The 14,590-nt window shown below is 75.7% G+C and carries 10 protein-coding genes, 1 pseudogene and 1 riboswitch; of the genes and pseudogenes, 2 read left to right on the forward strand and 9 right to left on the reverse strand.

Going from position 1 to position 14,590, the window contains the following annotated elements; genetic code table 11:
* Positions 1–5: 5 nt before the first annotated feature.
* The 9 genes and pseudogenes from CS0771_RS01385 to CS0771_RS01425 all read right to left on the reverse strand — a co-directional run.
* Positions 6–179 (reverse strand): annotated as a pseudogene (locus tag CS0771_RS01385) (4Fe-4S binding protein); the annotation flags it as partial.
* Entirely contained in the window at positions 164–2,248 is a 2,085-nt protein-coding gene (gene cobJ, locus CS0771_RS01390) for a precorrin-3B C(17)-methyltransferase (RefSeq protein WP_256442783.1), read from the reverse strand. The gene cobJ and the pseudogene CS0771_RS01385, both read right to left, overlap by 16 nt.
* Positions 2,245–3,594, reverse strand: a complete 1,350-nt coding sequence (gene cbiE, locus CS0771_RS01395; protein WP_371821327.1) for a precorrin-6y C5,15-methyltransferase (decarboxylating) subunit CbiE — start codon at positions 3,592–3,594, stop codon at positions 2,245–2,247. Before cbiE ends, cobJ begins: the two co-directional genes overlap by 4 nt.
* Complete coding sequence (locus CS0771_RS01400) at positions 3,591–4,772, reverse strand: cobalt-precorrin-5B (C(1))-methyltransferase (protein WP_212839432.1); 1,182 nt, start codon at positions 4,770–4,772, stop codon at positions 3,591–3,593. Before CS0771_RS01400 ends, cbiE begins: the two co-directional genes overlap by 4 nt.
* Positions 4,765–5,562: a precorrin-4 C(11)-methyltransferase gene (gene cobM, locus CS0771_RS01405; RefSeq protein ID WP_212839433.1), complete on the reverse strand. Its 798-nt coding sequence runs from the start codon at positions 5,560–5,562 to the stop codon at positions 4,765–4,767. The genes CS0771_RS01400 and cobM overlap by 8 nt, the downstream gene beginning before the upstream one ends.
* Positions 5,559–6,284, reverse strand: coding sequence for a precorrin-2 C(20)-methyltransferase (cobI, locus tag CS0771_RS01410; RefSeq protein WP_212839434.1), 726 nt, complete (start codon positions 6,282–6,284; stop codon positions 5,559–5,561). The genes cobM and cobI overlap by 4 nt, the downstream gene beginning before the upstream one ends.
* A complete protein-coding gene (locus tag CS0771_RS01415) occupies positions 6,275–7,618 on the reverse strand; it encodes a cobyrinate a,c-diamide synthase (protein WP_212845551.1) in 1,344 nt (447 codons plus the stop codon). Before CS0771_RS01415 ends, cobI begins: the two co-directional genes overlap by 10 nt.
* A 58-nt stretch (positions 7,619–7,676) precedes the next feature.
* Entirely contained in the window at positions 7,677–8,291 is a 615-nt protein-coding gene (gene cobO, locus CS0771_RS01420) for a cob(I)yrinic acid a,c-diamide adenosyltransferase (RefSeq protein ID WP_212839435.1), read from the reverse strand.
* A 123-nt stretch (positions 8,292–8,414) separates the two neighbouring features.
* Entirely contained in the window at positions 8,415–10,571 is a 2,157-nt protein-coding gene (locus CS0771_RS01425) for a VWA domain-containing protein (protein WP_244870535.1), read from the reverse strand.
* Positions 10,572–10,656: 85 nt separating this feature from the next.
* A riboswitch (cobalamin riboswitch) is annotated at positions 10,657–10,813 on the reverse strand.
* Between the two features lie 255 nt (positions 10,814–11,068).
* Between CS0771_RS01425 and CS0771_RS01430 the strand changes: the two genes are divergently transcribed.
* Positions 11,069–12,508 (forward strand): trypsin-like serine protease, encoded by a 1,440-nt coding sequence (locus CS0771_RS01430; RefSeq protein WP_244870536.1) that lies wholly within the window; start codon positions 11,069–11,071, stop codon positions 12,506–12,508.
* A gap of 107 nt (positions 12,509–12,615) precedes the next feature.
* The gene (locus tag CS0771_RS01435) at positions 12,616–14,544 is read left to right on the forward strand and encodes a M14 family zinc carboxypeptidase (RefSeq protein WP_212845554.1); all 1,929 of its coding nucleotides are present in this window, start codon (positions 12,616–12,618) and stop codon (positions 14,542–14,544) included.
* Positions 14,545–14,590 lie beyond the last annotated feature (46 nt).

The following is a 14,590-nucleotide window of genomic DNA, read 5'->3' on the forward strand; positions in this document are numbered from 1 at the left end:
AGCGTCACCGCGTCCACCGGGCACACCTCGACGCACTCGCCGCACCCCGTGCACAGGTCCGGGCGGGCGTACAGCGCCGCCGGACCGTCGCCCGCCACCGGCCGGATCGCGTGCACCGGGCAGGTCAGCAGGCAGGCGCCGCAGCCCTGGCAGCCGTCGAAGCTCACGACGGCATCCACGCGTACCCCCGCGGCGTCACCATGCGCCCGGCCACCGTGCGGGTCGTGCTCGCGCCGACGATCACGACCGTGTTCATGTCCACCGTGGCCGGGTCGAACGCGGCCAGCGTGCTCAGCGCCACCCGCTCCCCCGGCCGGGTCGCCTCGCGGACCAGCCCCACCGGGGTGTCCGGCGGCCGGTGCGCGCCCAGGATCGCCAGCGCGGCGGGCAGCTGCCGGGTGCGCCGGGCGCTGCGCGGGTTGTAGAGGCACACCACCAGGTCCGCCTGCGCCGCCGCGGTCAGCCGCCGCTCGATCACCGGCCAGGGAGTGTGCAGGTCGGACAGGGAGAGGTACACGTGGTCGTGCCCGAGGGGGGCGCCCAGCAGCGACGACGCGGCCAGGGCGGCGGTCACGCCCGGCACGGCGGTCACCGCGACGTCCGCCCCGGCGAACTCCAGCGCGGGCGAGGCCATCGCGTACACGCCCGCGTCGCCGGAGCCGATCAGCGCCACCGCGTGCCCGGCCCGCGCCAGCTCGACGGCCGTGCGCGCCCGCTCCTCCTCGGCGCCCAGGCCCGAGTCCACCACCCGGGTGCCCGGCCGCAGCAGGTGCCGGACCTGGTCCACGTACTGGTCGAGACCGACCACGACCGAGGCGGCCCGCAGCTGCTCGGTCGCCCGCGGCGTACGCAGATCCGCCGCGCCCGGCCCCAGGCCGATCACCGCCAGCCGTCCCATCGGGACGAGCCGGGCCACCGCGACCGTCGCCATCGCCGACGCCGTCTTCGCTGCCACGAGCCGCGCGTCGCGGCCCCGGGCGCGGCCGCCCAGCAGCGCCGCCGCCTCGGCCACGCTCGGCGTGCCGACCGCCGCGCGCACCACCTCCGACGGGTTCGGCACCGGCACCGCGGCCAGCTCCGCCGCCGGATACGTGAGCACGGGCAGGCCCCGCCGCCGCGCGTACGCGAGCAGGCCAGCCTCGTCTGCCTTCACGTCCGCGGTCGCCACCGCGCACACCGAGGCGGCAGCGAGGCCCGCCGTGGCCAGTACGCGGTCGGCCAGCTCCGCGATCTCCTCCTCCGCCACGCCGCGGCTCGCCCCGACCCCCAGCACCAGCGACGGCGGATGCAGCACCAGCGCCTGGCCTGCACGGTGCGCGAAGCCGCCGTCCTTTGTCGCCGCCGGCGCGTGACCGCGGGCGTGTTCGTCGTCGGCCGACGCTTCCAGCACGGCCGGGACACGGTCGGTGACCAGCACCCGGCACGCCGCGCCCGGATTGTCGCCGAGGTTGGGCGGCAGGGCGGGCAGCGGCCAGAGCTGGTCGGCGCGCCAGTCGACCGGCTCGCCGTCGAGCAGGGCCCGCGACACGGCAGCGAGCCGCGCCGGGTCTGCCACCGCGAAGCCGAGCGTGTCCAGGCCCGGGATGCCCGCCGTATCCGTGCCGGTGGTCACCACCGGCTGTGCCCCGAGCACCGCCGAGACCCGCCCGGCCAGCGCGTTCGCCCCACCCGCATGCCCCCCGAGCAGGGCCACCGCCCACCGCCCGGCTTCATCCACACACACCACTCCGGGCTGGTCCGCCTTCCCTCTCCGCACGCCCCTCCCCGCCCTGCCACCGCCACCACCCGCATCACGGCCACCCGCCCCGACACCGACACCAAGGTCGCCGCCGCCGCCGTCAGCCGCAGCGGCAGCGGCAGTTTCGGGGAAAGTGCAGCTTTCGAGCGCATCGAGGCTGCAGTTTCGGTGAAACTGCGGCTCCGGGCCGGGGTCAGCACGTGGTGCGGGGCGAGGTTCGGGGGTGGGGTCCGGGTGCAGCGTGGGGTGCGGGTCCGGGGTGGGGTGCGGGTCCGGGGTGGGGTGCGGGTCCGGGGTGGGGTGCGGGTCCGGGGTGAGGTGGGGGGCGAGGAGGCGGACGGTGGCGCCGGTGGCGAGGAAGGCGACGATCGCGTCGGACTCGGCCCAGGCGCGGGCGAGCTGATCACGGACCCGTCCCCGGTGGACGGTGCACTCGCCGGGCCAGGCGGCGGCCAGCCGCTCGGCGGCGGCGCGCCCGGCGGCGGTGGCCCAGATAAGGCCGATGGTCATGGCAGCTCCCCGGAGACGACGAAGACGGGATTGGTGGCGGCGAGCCGGTGCGTGCCGTCGGGCAGCGGGTTGAGCCGCGCAGCCTGCAACTGCACGCCCTCGGCCCGGTAGCCGGCGGCGCGCAGCAGGGTCAGCGCCGCGCCCGCCCGTTCGACGGCGGCGAGCGCGGTGACCAGGCGCGCGGGGCGGCGTCCGGCGCAGGCGGCGAGCACGGGCATGCCGCCGCCGCCGACGAACACGGCGTCCGGGTCGGGCAGCGCGGCCAGGCAGCCGGGCGCCGTATCGGCGACCACGCGGATGCCGAGCCCGGCCGTGTTCGCCGTGATCAGGGGCAGGGCGGCCGGATCACGCTCGACCGCGAGCACGGCCGCGCCGAACCGGGCGCACTCCACGGCGACCGAACCGGACCCGGCGCCCACGTCCCAGACCAGGTCGCCGAGGCGCGGGCCGAGCCGGGCCAGGGCGTACGCGCGTACCTCCGCCTTGGTGATCATCGAGTCGCGGTGGGCGTACGCGGCCTCCGGCAGGGCCCAGCCGCGCGGGCCCGCACCCGGACCGGCGACCCAGCCCGGCCGGGTCCGGGCGTCGGGGCGGGCGGGGTCCAGCACGAGCACCACGTTCGGGTCGGCCCACTCGGCTTCGGCCGCTTCGGCGGCGGTGACCGTGACCAGCCGTTCCTGCGGTGCGCCAAGCCGCTCGGCGACCACCAGGGTCCGGTCCCACCCGGCCAGCGCGGCGCCGAGGGCGGCGGGCCCGTTGCCGGGGGCGGTCAGCACCGCCACCTTCGGATGGGCCCGGCACGCGTTGACGGCCCGCCGGAATCCGTCCGGCAGCCTCGAAGATCCGTTTTTGTGGACGCCTGGTGCTGCTATAGCGACAGCAGGCGTCCACAAAAACGGATCATGGTCCGCACGACCATGATCAACGCCACCGGGCAAGGCGCCGCCCTGGGCGAAGTCGCGGGCGGAGGCACGGGCGGAGTCGCGGATGCCGGCGTCTCGGCCGTGAGCGGACACGACCAGGGCGTCGTCCCAGGGCAGGCCCACGCGGGCGAACGCCGCCGCGACGCTCGACACCGCCGGCAGCACCACAGGCTCGACCCCGGCCCGGCGCAGGGCCGCGACGATGCCGAAGAAACCCGGGTCGCCGCTGGCCAGCACCACCGCCTCGCCCTCGTGCGCGGCGACGCGGGCCACCACCGGCGCGACCGGGCCCATCACCAGCGTCTCGGCGGCCAGGTCCAGCCCGGACAGGTGCCGGGCACCGCCCGCGACCAGGGTCGCGCTCGACAGCGCCGCGACGGCGGCCGGGCCGAGCGCACCGCCGTCGTGGCCGATCACCGTCACCCGGCGCATGAGACCCACTCCGGCCTGGTCGCGGCCACGACCGTACGCCCGGTGAAGTCCACCATCGCCACCTCGGCCTTCAGCGCACCCCCACCGAACCGGGCGAGCACGTCCCGCACCCGCCCGCACAGCAGGTCCCCGGCGGTGCGCAGCAGACCCGCCGACTCCCACAGCTCGTACGCGTGCCGCGCGGTGTTCGCCGCGTCGACCTGCGCGGCCAGCTCGGGCGGGCCGCCCGCGGCGGTCGTGACCCGGCCGAGCAGCACGGTGTCCACGGCGGACCGGGTGTAGTGCGTCATGAGCACCCCGGCGGCGAGTTTGGTCAGCTTGCCGGCCATCCCGACGAAGACCACCCCGGTCATGCCGTGCCCGGCGGCGGTGCGCAGCGCGGCCCCGGTGAAGTCGCCGACCTCGACGAAGCACACCTCGGGCAGCTCCGGCAGCAGCGCCATCGCCCCCGCCTCGGTGCGCCCGCCGGTGCACAGCACGATCGTCTGCTCGCCCTGCGCCGCGGCGACCTGCACCGCCTGCATCACGCTGGCCCGCCAGGACGCGGTGGAGAACGGCCGGACGATGCCGGTGGTGCCCAGGATCGAGATCCCGCCGAGGATGCCCAGCCTGCGATTGGTCGTCTTGCGGGCCATGCGCTCGCCGTCCGGCACCGAGATCACCACATCGACGCCGCGCCCACCGGCGGCCTCGGCCACCGCCTGCGTGATCATCTGGCGAGGCACCGGGTTGATGGCCGGGCCACCGACGTCCAGGCCGAGGCCGGGCTTGGTGACGGTGCCGACGCCGGTGCCGCCGCGCAGCGATACGCCCGTGCCCTGCCACCAGCGCGCGGTCGCGGTCAGCCGGGCGCCGTGCGTCACGTCGGGGTCGTCCCCGGCGTCCTTGACCACCACGGCGGTCGCCGCGTCGCCGTCCAGGCCGGACTCGGCGACCGCGAACGTCACCCGCCGCCCCGACGGCAGCGCCACCTCGACCCAGCGCGGCGGCACCCCGCCGGCCAGCAGCTCCACCGCCGCCTTCGCCGCCGCCGAGGCGCAGGTCCCTGTCGTCCAGCCGGTCCGCAGCGCCTTCGGCCGGTCCTTCGCGGTCCGCGGCAGATCCGGCTCACGCAGCTGGGGCACGTCCGGGGCTGTGCCCGGTGGCGGCGGGGTGGGCTGGTCAGGCACGGCCCGCTCGCAGGGCGGCGCGGGCGGCCGGGTCGGCCCGGCGGAAGCCGTGGAAGTGGCCCGGGTGGTAGAGGTGGCTGCGGGTGCCGGCCCCCTCGCCGAGCGCGGGCCCGACCAGGAACAGCGTGTGCTTCCACAGCCGGTGCTCTTTGACCGCCGCCTCCAGCGTGTCGACCGTGCAGCGCACGACCAGCTCCTCCGGCCAGGTCACCCGGTATGCCACCACGACCGGCGTGTCCGGCGCGTACCCGCCCGCGAGCAGCTCGGCCGCGAGCTGGCCGGACCGGGCGGCGGACAGGAAGACGGCCATGGTCGCGCCGTGCGCGGCGAACGCGCGCACCGACTCGCGCTCCGGCATCGGTGTCTTGCCGCCCTCCAGTCTGGTCAGCACCACCGACTGCGCCACCTCCGGCACGGTCAGCTCGCGCTGCACGGCGGCCGCCGCGGCGGTGAACGAGGACACCCCTGGGATCACCTCGGTGGGCAGCCCCAGCTCCCGGCAGGCGTCGAGCTGCTCGCCCAGCGCACCCCACAGCGCCGGGTCGCCGGAGTGGATCCGGGCCACCACCAAATCCTCGGCCGCGGCCTGGTGGTAGAGGGCGAGCGTCTGCTCCAGGGTCAGCGCGGCCGAGTCGACGATCCGCGCCCCCGGCCTCGCGTGTGCCAGCACGTCCGGGTGCACCAGGCTGGCCGCCCAGATCACCACGTCGGCCGCGGCGATCGCGGCCGCGCCGCGCAGGGTGAGCAGGTCGGCCGCGCCCGGCCCGGCTCCGATGAAGACGACCTTCACAGCTTTCCGCCCCTTCCCTCACGCCGTCCCGGGATCAGCACCGCCGACAGGTACGGCGCCTCGGCCGCCGTCGCCAGCGGCGTCACGCTCTCCCCCGGCAGGCCCAGCCGGGTGCCGAGCACCGCGCCGCCGAGCCGCCCGGCGTCCTTCACCACGGCGACGACCTCGTCCAGGTGCCGCCCGCCCTTGTACGCCACCACCGTGCCGTCCTCGGCGTACGCGAGCGCGCCGGGCAGGGCCGTGGCGCCCCGGGCGAGCGGCACCAGCACCAGCGGCTCGGTGCCCTCGGCCAGCGGCACCCCGGCCGCCGCCGCGAGCGCCTGCATCGCGGTGATGCCGGGCGCGGTGGCGATCTCGACCTCGGGCAGCAGCGCCCGGACCGTGGCGGCGAGGTAGCCGAAGGTGGAGTACACGTTGGGGTCGCCGATGGTGGCGAACGCGGCGGTGCCGCCGGTCTCGCGCAGCCAGTCCGCGACACGGCGGCCTGCCTCGTCCCAGTGGGACTCGCGGCGGCGCGCGTCGTCGCGCTCGTTCAGCGCGAACACCAGCCGCTCGACGCGGTCGTGCCCGGCGTGCGCGCGGACCGTCGCCTCCGCCCGGCCGGTCTCGCCCAGGTCCATCACGGGCACGAACACCCGCCCGGCCGCGCGCAGCAGGCGTACCGCCTGGAGCGTCACCAGCTCGGGATCGCCGGGACCGACGCCGACTCCGATCAGGCGCATGCGGCACGCACCGTCCGCGCCGCGAAGCCGGGCCGCCCGGCCCAGTGCAGGTGCAGGTAGGAGGCGTGTACGCGATGCTGGACGAAGCCCTCGGCGGCGGCGCCGCGCCAGGCCCAGGCGGGCGCGGGCCCGGCGGCGGGGGCGACGGCGGTGCGGTGGAACTCGTGCCCGGTGACGCGGGTGCCCGGCTCGGCGAGCACGCTGCCGGACACGGCGACGGCGTCGCGGTAGCCGAGGGTGAGCCGCTCGGTCATGACGGCCCGCGCGTCGAGCACCCCGCACATCTCCTGCCCGTCCAGCGACCGGGCCAGCCACAGCAGGCCCGCGCACTCCGCGACGACCGGGCCGCCCGCGGCGGCCAGCTCGCGTACGGCGTCGCGCAGCGGCCTGTTCGCGGCCAGCTCGGCGCCGTACACCTCGGGGAAGCCGCCGCCGACCACGAGCCCGGCGGTGCGCGGCGGCAGCGCCTCGTCCCGCAGCGGGTCGACGTGCACCACCTCGGCCCCGGCGGCCCGCAGCAGCTCGGCCTGCTCGGCGTAGCCGAACGTGAACGCGGGCCCGCCCGCGACGGCGATCACCGGCCGCTGCGCCACCGGCTCGCCCACCGCCTCGGCGGCCGACCACGGCGTCACGTCCAGCGGCGGCGCGCCGTGCGCGACGGCGAGCACCTCGCCGAGGTCGATCCCGTCCGCGACCAGCTCACCCATCGCGCGTACGGCGTCGACCGCGGCACCGCTCTGCTCGGCGGCGGGCACCAGCCCCAGGTGCCGCGAGGGCACCGCGACGGCGGCGGCCCGCCGCAGCACGCCGAGCACCGGGGCGCCGACCTCCTCGCAGGCCTCGCGCAGGATCTCCTCGTGCCGGTCGGAGCCGACCCGGTTGAGCACCACCCCGCCGAGGCGCACCGTGCCGAACGAGCGGAACCCGTGCAGCAGCGCGGCCACCGAGCGGCCCTGCCCGGTCGCGTCCACCACGAACACGACCGGCGCGTCCAGCAGCTCGGCGACGTGCGCGGTCGAGCCGAAGCCGCCCTGGCCGGAGCGGCCGTCGTACAGGCCCATCACGCCCTCGACGACGGCGAGCTGCGCACCCGCCGCGCCGTGCGCGAACAGCGGCCCGACCAGCTCCGCGCCGACCAGCGACGGGTCCAGGTTGCGGCCGGGCCGCCCGCAGGCCAGCGAGTGGTAGGTCGGGTCGATGTAGTCCGGCCCGACCTTGAACCCGGCGACGCTCATGCCGCGCGCGGTGTAAGCCGCCAGCAGCCCCGTCGCCACGGTCGTCTTGCCGTGCCCCGACGCCGCCGCAGCGACCACGATCCGCGGGATCGTCACCACCACGCCACCGCTCGTCCGGCACGGAGCGCGCACGTCACCGTGCCGCCGTCCGCCCGGCTCACCATTCGATCCCTGCCTGGCCCTTGCGCCCCGCGTCCATCGGGTGCTTCACCTTGCCCATCTCGGTGACCAGATCGGCCGCGTCCAGCAGCGCCGGGGCGGCGTACCGGCCGGTGATCACGACGTGCTGGGTGCCCGGGCGCTCGCGCAGCGTCGCCACCACGTCGTCGACGGGCACCCAGCCCCAGTGCAGCGGGTAGGTGAACTCGTCCAGCACGTAGAAGCCGTACCGCTGCGCGGCCAGGTCCCGCTTGATCTGCGCCCAGCCCTCGGCCGCCTCGGCGGCGTGGTCGCGCTCGTCGCCCGGCCGGGCCAGCCACGACCAGCCCTCACCCATCTTGTGCCAGGTCACCGGGGCGCCGGCGCCGGTCCGCGCGTGGGCCTCGCCCAGCGCCCGGAACGCGGCCTCCTCGCCGACCCGCCATTTCGGGCTCTTCACGAACTGGAAAACGGCGACGGGCCAGCCGACGTTCCAGGCCCGCAGCGCCATCCCGAACGCGGCGGTCGACTTGCCCTTGCCCACGCCCGTGTGCACCGCGAGCAGCGGCCCCTTCCGGCGCTGCCGCGTGGTCAGCCCGTCTTCGGGCACGTGCTCCGGCCTGCCCTGCGGCATCTCAGCACCTTCCTGTCGGTTCGGTGGCGGCGCGGGGGCGGTCATGCCGCGACCCGGCCGTGCGCGGCGCGTCCTCGGCGGCGCCCCTGCCGCGGCCACGGTCCCCGCGGCCGCCCGCGCTCATCAGGCGGCCCGGCGCCGGTCGCGCCGGGCCACTCCGGCGAGCCCCTGCGCGGTGACGTCCGTCAGCGGCACGTGCTCGGCGCCGAGCCCGGCCGCGAGGCGGGCGGCCAGGCCCAGCCGGACCGGGCCGGACTCGCAGTCCACGACGACGGCGGCGACACCGTCCCCGGCCAGCCCGGCGGCGACCCGCATGGCCTCGCCGACCGGGTCCGCGCCCGCGGTCGCCCGGCCGTCGGTGACCACGATCAGCAGCGCCCGGCGGCGCGGGTCGCGCAGCCGCTCCACCCGCAGCGTGTGCGCGGCCCTGCGCAGCCCTGCCGCGAGCGGCGTCCGGCCGCCGGTGGGCAGCTCGCGCAGGCGCGCCGCGCCCGCCTCGACGCTGGACGTCGGCGGCAGCACCAGCCGGGCCTCGGCCCCATGGAAGGTGACCAGGCCGACCTTGTCCCGCCGCTGGTACGCGTCGAGCAGCAGCGACAGCACCGCGCCCTTCACCGCGCCCATCCGCCTGCAGGCCGCCATCGAGCCGGAGGCGTCCACGCAGAACAGCACGAGATTGGACTCCCGCCCGCGCCGGACGGGCTCGCGCAGGTCGGCGGCGGCCAGCAGCAGCGGGCCGCCGGGCACCCGGCCGCGCGCGCCCTGCCACCGGGCCGCGGCCCGCACGGTCGCCGCCAGGTGCAACGCGGCCAGCCCGCCGCCGGGCACCCTCGCGCCGACGGTGCGGCCGTTCCTCGTGTACGCCGGCGAGCGCCGTCCCGCCGTGCCCTCGCCCGTGCCCGGCACCGCGAACAGCCGCGCCCGGCGCGGCGCGGCGGCCTGCGCGTGCTGCTGCCCCGCCCCGGCGAACCGGCTGTCTCCGTCCTGCTCCCGCCGCTGCGCACCGCCATGCGGCCGGGCCGTCGGAGCCTCCCGGTCCGGCACACCGCCACCGGGTCCGCCGGGCCGGGGAGAGCCGCCGGGGCCGTCGCCGCCGTCGTCCGGACCGCTGTCGTCCGGGCCGGAGTCGCGCGGGTCGCCGCCCTGCGGGTCGTCACGTGGGTCGCCGTCGCGCGGGCCGCTTCGGCCGTCGGCGCCGTCGCGGGCGCCTTCACCAGGGTCAGCGTCCGTCTCCGCGGATCCGGCGTCCGGCGGCGCGGCGTGGCGCAGGGCGTCCTCCAGGGCCTGTTCGTCGAGGTCGGGGCTGTCGAAGGGGTCACGGCGGCGGCGGTGCGGCAGGGCGAGCCGGGCCGCGTCGCGTACGTCCTGCGCGGTGACCTCCGGGCGGCCGTGCCAAGCGGCGAGGGCCAGCGCGGCGCGGGCCACCACCAGGTCGGCGCGCAGCCCGTCCACCTCGAACGCGGCGCACACCCCGGCGATGCGGGTCAGTTCGGCGTCGGGCAGCACCACCCCGGGCAGCCTGGTCCGCGCGGCCCCGATGCGCTCGGCGAGCGCCGTGTCGGCCTCGGCCCAGCGCGCGGCGAAGCCGGCCGGGTCGGCCTCGTACGCCAGCCGCCGCCGCACCACCTCGGCGCGTTCGCGCGGCTCACGCGGGGCGCGCACCTGCACCGCCAGCCCGAACCGGTCCAGCAGCTGCGGGCGCAGCTCGCCCTCCTCCGGGTTCATGGTGCCCACCAGCAGGAACCGGGCGGCGTGGCGCACCGAGACGCCGTCGCGCTCGACGTACGCCTCGCCCATCGCGGCGGCGTCGAGCAGCAGGTCGACCAGGTGGTCGTGGAGCAGGTTGACCTCGTCCACGTAGAGCACGCCGCGGTGGGCCGCGGCCAGCAGGCCGGGCGCGTAGGCGGCCTGCCCGGAGGTGAGCACGCGCTCCAGGTCGAGCGCGCCGACGAGCCGGTCCTCGGTGGCCCCGACGGGCAGCTCGACCAGCCGGGCGCGCCGCACGACGGCGTCCGGCCCGGCCTCATGCGGCCCGTCCGGGCACGCCGCGTACGGCGCGGCCGGGTCGCAGCCGAAACGGCACCCCACGACGGCTTCCAGCGAGGGCAGCAGCGCGGCCAGCGCACGGACCACGGTGGACTTGGCGGTGCCCTTCTCGCCGCGCACCAGCACCCCGCCGACGGCGGGCGAGACGGCGTTGAGGAGCAGGGCCAGCCGCAGGTCGTCGAGTCCGACCACGGCGGAGAACGGGTACAGCGGGGTCAACGCCCGCTCAGGCACGAGCCCATGCGCGAGTCCTCTCCGCGGGTTTCCTCGCCCGCGAACACGGTGGGCAGCGACGTCGTCGGCGTCGCCGGAGCGGCCGGAGTGTCCTGGCTCCCGGATCGACGCTCCCCCTCGGCCTTCCAGCCTTGCGGCCGTGGCCTGGGGACGACGCGGCGTGCCGTGGCGGCGCGGGCGTCGGGAGGGGTCGCTCCCCGGTGACAGTGGCGGGACCGCCCCGGATTCACACCGGGTTCCTCCACTGCCGCTCACCGGTCATCGTGGCGCAAGAGCGCCGCCGCGTCAAAGCGGGTCGCCCGTCGGTGCGCCGTGTCCCGGGCGCATGGTGCCGTGCCGGGCCCGCCCCCTGGCTCTCGCGGCCCGGCACGACATCACGTCGTAACAATCAACTTCGATATTGCTATATATCACTGCCTTCCGCTAGCTTCCAGGGAAACTCTCCGGCGGTCCCGCGCCAGAAGCGCCCGCCGCCGGGTGGACCTTGGGAGGATCCTGTGAGGCACTCACTACGTACGACGCTGCGTGCCGGCGTCGTCGCGCTGGCCGGCGCCATGATCGCCATGGCCGCGGCGACGGCCCCGGTGCAGGCCGCGCCGAGCGACCCCGGACTCATCGACGGACCCGACCTCGTCGTGGGCGGCACCCCGGCCGCGCAGGGCGAGTTCCCGTGGATGGTGCGGCTGTCCATGGGCTGCGGCGGCGCCATGTACACCGCGAGCCTGGTGCTCACCGCCGCGCACTGCGTCAGCGCCACCGGCAACAACACCTCGATCACCGCCACCTGGGGCGTGGTCGACCTGCAGAGCTCGTCCCGGGTCACCCGCACCTCGAACTACGTCTACCGCGCGCCGGGCTACAACGGCGACGGCAAGGACTGGGCGCTGGTCCGCCTCTCCAGCCCGATCACCCAGGCCCCGCTGCTGAAGATCGCCACGGACACCTCGCTGCACAGCGGCGAGTTCGACGTGATGGGCTGGGGCGCGACGGCCTCCGGCGGCAGCCAGCAGCGCTACCTGCTCAAGGCGAAGGTGCCGTTCATCACGGACACGCAGTGCCAGAGCGCGGGCGGCAGCTACGCCGGTCTGATCTTCAACGAGGAGATCTGCGCCGGCATCTGGAGCACCGGCGGCGTCGACACGTGCCAGGGCGACTCCGGCGGCCCGATGGTCAAGAAGAACGCCTCCAACGAGTGGATCCAGGTCGGCATCGTCAGCTGGGGCATCGGCTGCGCCCAGCCCCAGAAGCCGGGTGTGTACACCGAGGTGCGCTACTTCGCCAACGACATCTACAACGCGGCGGTCTCCCTAGGCGGAGCGCCGGGCGGCGTCTCGGTGACCGGCCCCGGCAACCAGTCCACCGTGGTCGGCACCGCGGTCACCCTGAACAGCACCGCGTCCGGCGGCACCGCGCCCTACTCGTGGTCCGCCACCGGCCTGCCGGCCGGCACCGCGATCAGCTCGTCGACCGGCCAGATCACCGGCACGCCGACCACCGCGGGCAGCTACAGCGTCACGGTCACCGCGACCGACAGCGCGAGCAAGACCGGCACCGCCTCGTTCACCTGGACGGTCAACCCGGTCGGCGGCTGCGCCGCGAGCACCAACGGCACCGATGTGAGCATCCCGGACAACAACACCACCGGCGTGTACAGCAACATCGTCGTCTCCGGCTGCACGGGCAACGCGTCGTCGACCTCGAAGGTCGAGGTGCACATCGTGCACACGTACAAGGGTGACCTGGTCGTGGACCTGGTCGCGCCGGACGGCTCGGTGTACAACCTGCACAACCGCACGGGCAGCAGCACCGACAACATCGACACGATCTACACGGTGAACCTGTCGGGCGAGGTGAAGAACGGCACCTGGCGCCTGCGCGTGCGCGACCTGGCGTCGATCGACACCGGTTACCTCAACTCCTGGACGCTCACCCTGTAACACCCTCCGGAACGGCCCGGCCCCGCCACCAGCGGGGCCGGGCCGCGCGCCCCCACCCCCGCGCCTCCACCGACCCCAGGAGGGTTCCCGTGCGCAGACTCGCGCTCATGCTCACCGCGCTGGCCACCGGCGCCGCGCTGACCCTGGCCGCACCGGCCGGCGGCGCACCCGCCGACGACACCGCCAGCACGTCCGCCCAGTACCGGGTCGTCGGCCCGAAGACGCTCGCCGACCGGGACGCCGTGGCCCGCACCGGAGCGGCCATCGACCTCGTCGAGCACGGCAAGATCTACATCACCGCGACCGGCGCCGAGGCCGCGCACATCCGCAAGCTCGGCTTCACCCTGGAGCCGCTGCCCGCGCCGCAGCAGGTGCCGAGCGTGGACGGGCCGCTGCTCGGCTTCCCCTCGGCCGACGCGGGCTTCCACGACTACGCCGAGATGACCGCCGAGCTGAACCAGATCGTCGCGGACCACCCCACGCTGGTGCGCCGGTCCGTGATCGGCACGTCGTACGAGGGCCGCGACATCGTCGCGCTGAAGATCTCGGACAACGTGGCCACTGACGAGAACGAGCCCGAGTTCCTGATCAACGCGCACCTGCACGCGCGCGAGCACCTGACCGTCGAGATGGCCCTCTACCTGGCCAACCTGTTCACGGACGGCTACGCCTCGGACAGCCGGGTGCGCGCCGTGGTCGACTCGCGCGAGATCTGGATCATCCCGGACCTCAACCCGGACGGCGGCGAGTACGACATCGCCACCGGCTCCTACCGCTCGTGGCGCAAGAACCGGCAGCCCAACTCGGGCTCGTCGGCGATCGGCACGGACATCAACCGCAACTTCGGCTACAAGTGGGGCTGCTGCGGCGGCTCGTCGGGCACCCCGTCCAGCGAGACCTACCGCGGCCCGGCGGCGTTCTCCACGCCGGAGGCGCGGGTGCTGCGCGACTTCGTGCTGTCCCGCCGGGTCGGCGGCGTGCAGCAGATCAAGGCCAACATCGACTTCCACACGTACGGCGAGCTGATCCTGTGGCCGTTCGGGTACACCACGGCCGACACGGTCAACCCGGGCATGACCCTGGACGAGCGCAACACGTTCGCCAACATCGGCGGCCAGATGGCGGCGACCAACTCCTACACCGCCGAGCAGGGCAGCGACCTGTACGTCACCGACGGCGACATCACCGACTGGCTGTGGGGCGACCAGCGCGTGTGGACGTACACGTTCGAGATGTACCCGAAGTCGTCCAGCCCCGGCTTCTACCCGCCGGACGAGGTGATCGCGGCGCAGACCTCGCGCAACAAGACCGCCGTGCTGATCCTCGCCGAGTACGCCGACTGCCCCTTCCGCGCCATCGGCAAGCAGGCGCAGTACTGCGCCGCCGCGAACGACTTCTCGATCACGGCCAGCCCGGCGTCCGGCTCGGTCAATCCGGGCAGCGCGGTGACCTCGACCGTCAGCACCGCGCTCACCGCCGGCAGCGCGCAGACGGTGAACCTGTCCGCGAGCGGCCTGCCCAGCGGCGCGACCGCCTCGTTCAGCCCGTCCTCGGTCACCACGGGCGGCTCGGCCACGCTCACCATCAGCACGAGCGCGTCCACCCCGGCGGGCACCTACCCGGTGACGATCACCGGCACGGGCACCGGGGCCACCCGCACGGCGACCTACACGCTGACCGTGAACGGCGCACCCGGCTGCACCGGCACCAACGGCAACGACGTGACGATCAGCGACAACACCACGGTGTACAGCAACATCACGATCAGCGGCTGCAACCGCAACGCGTCCGCGACCTCCACCGCCGAGGTGCACCTCGTGCACACGTACCGCGGCGATCTGGTGGTGTCGCTGGTCGCGCCGGACGGCAGCGCGTACACGCTGCTCAACCGCTCCGGCGGCAGCGCCGACAACGTCGACCAGACGTTCACGGTGAACCTGTCCGGCGAGGCGGCCAACGGCACCTGGCGGCTGCGCGTGCAGGACGCCGCGTCCGGTGACGTCGGCTACGTCAACACCTGGACGCTGACCCTGTAGAGACCACCGGTGGCGTCCGCAACGGCGCGGGCGCCACCGGTAATTC

The organism is Catellatospora sp. IY07-71 (assembly GCF_018326265.1).
GTDB lineage: Bacteria > Actinomycetota > Actinomycetes > Mycobacteriales > Micromonosporaceae > Catellatospora.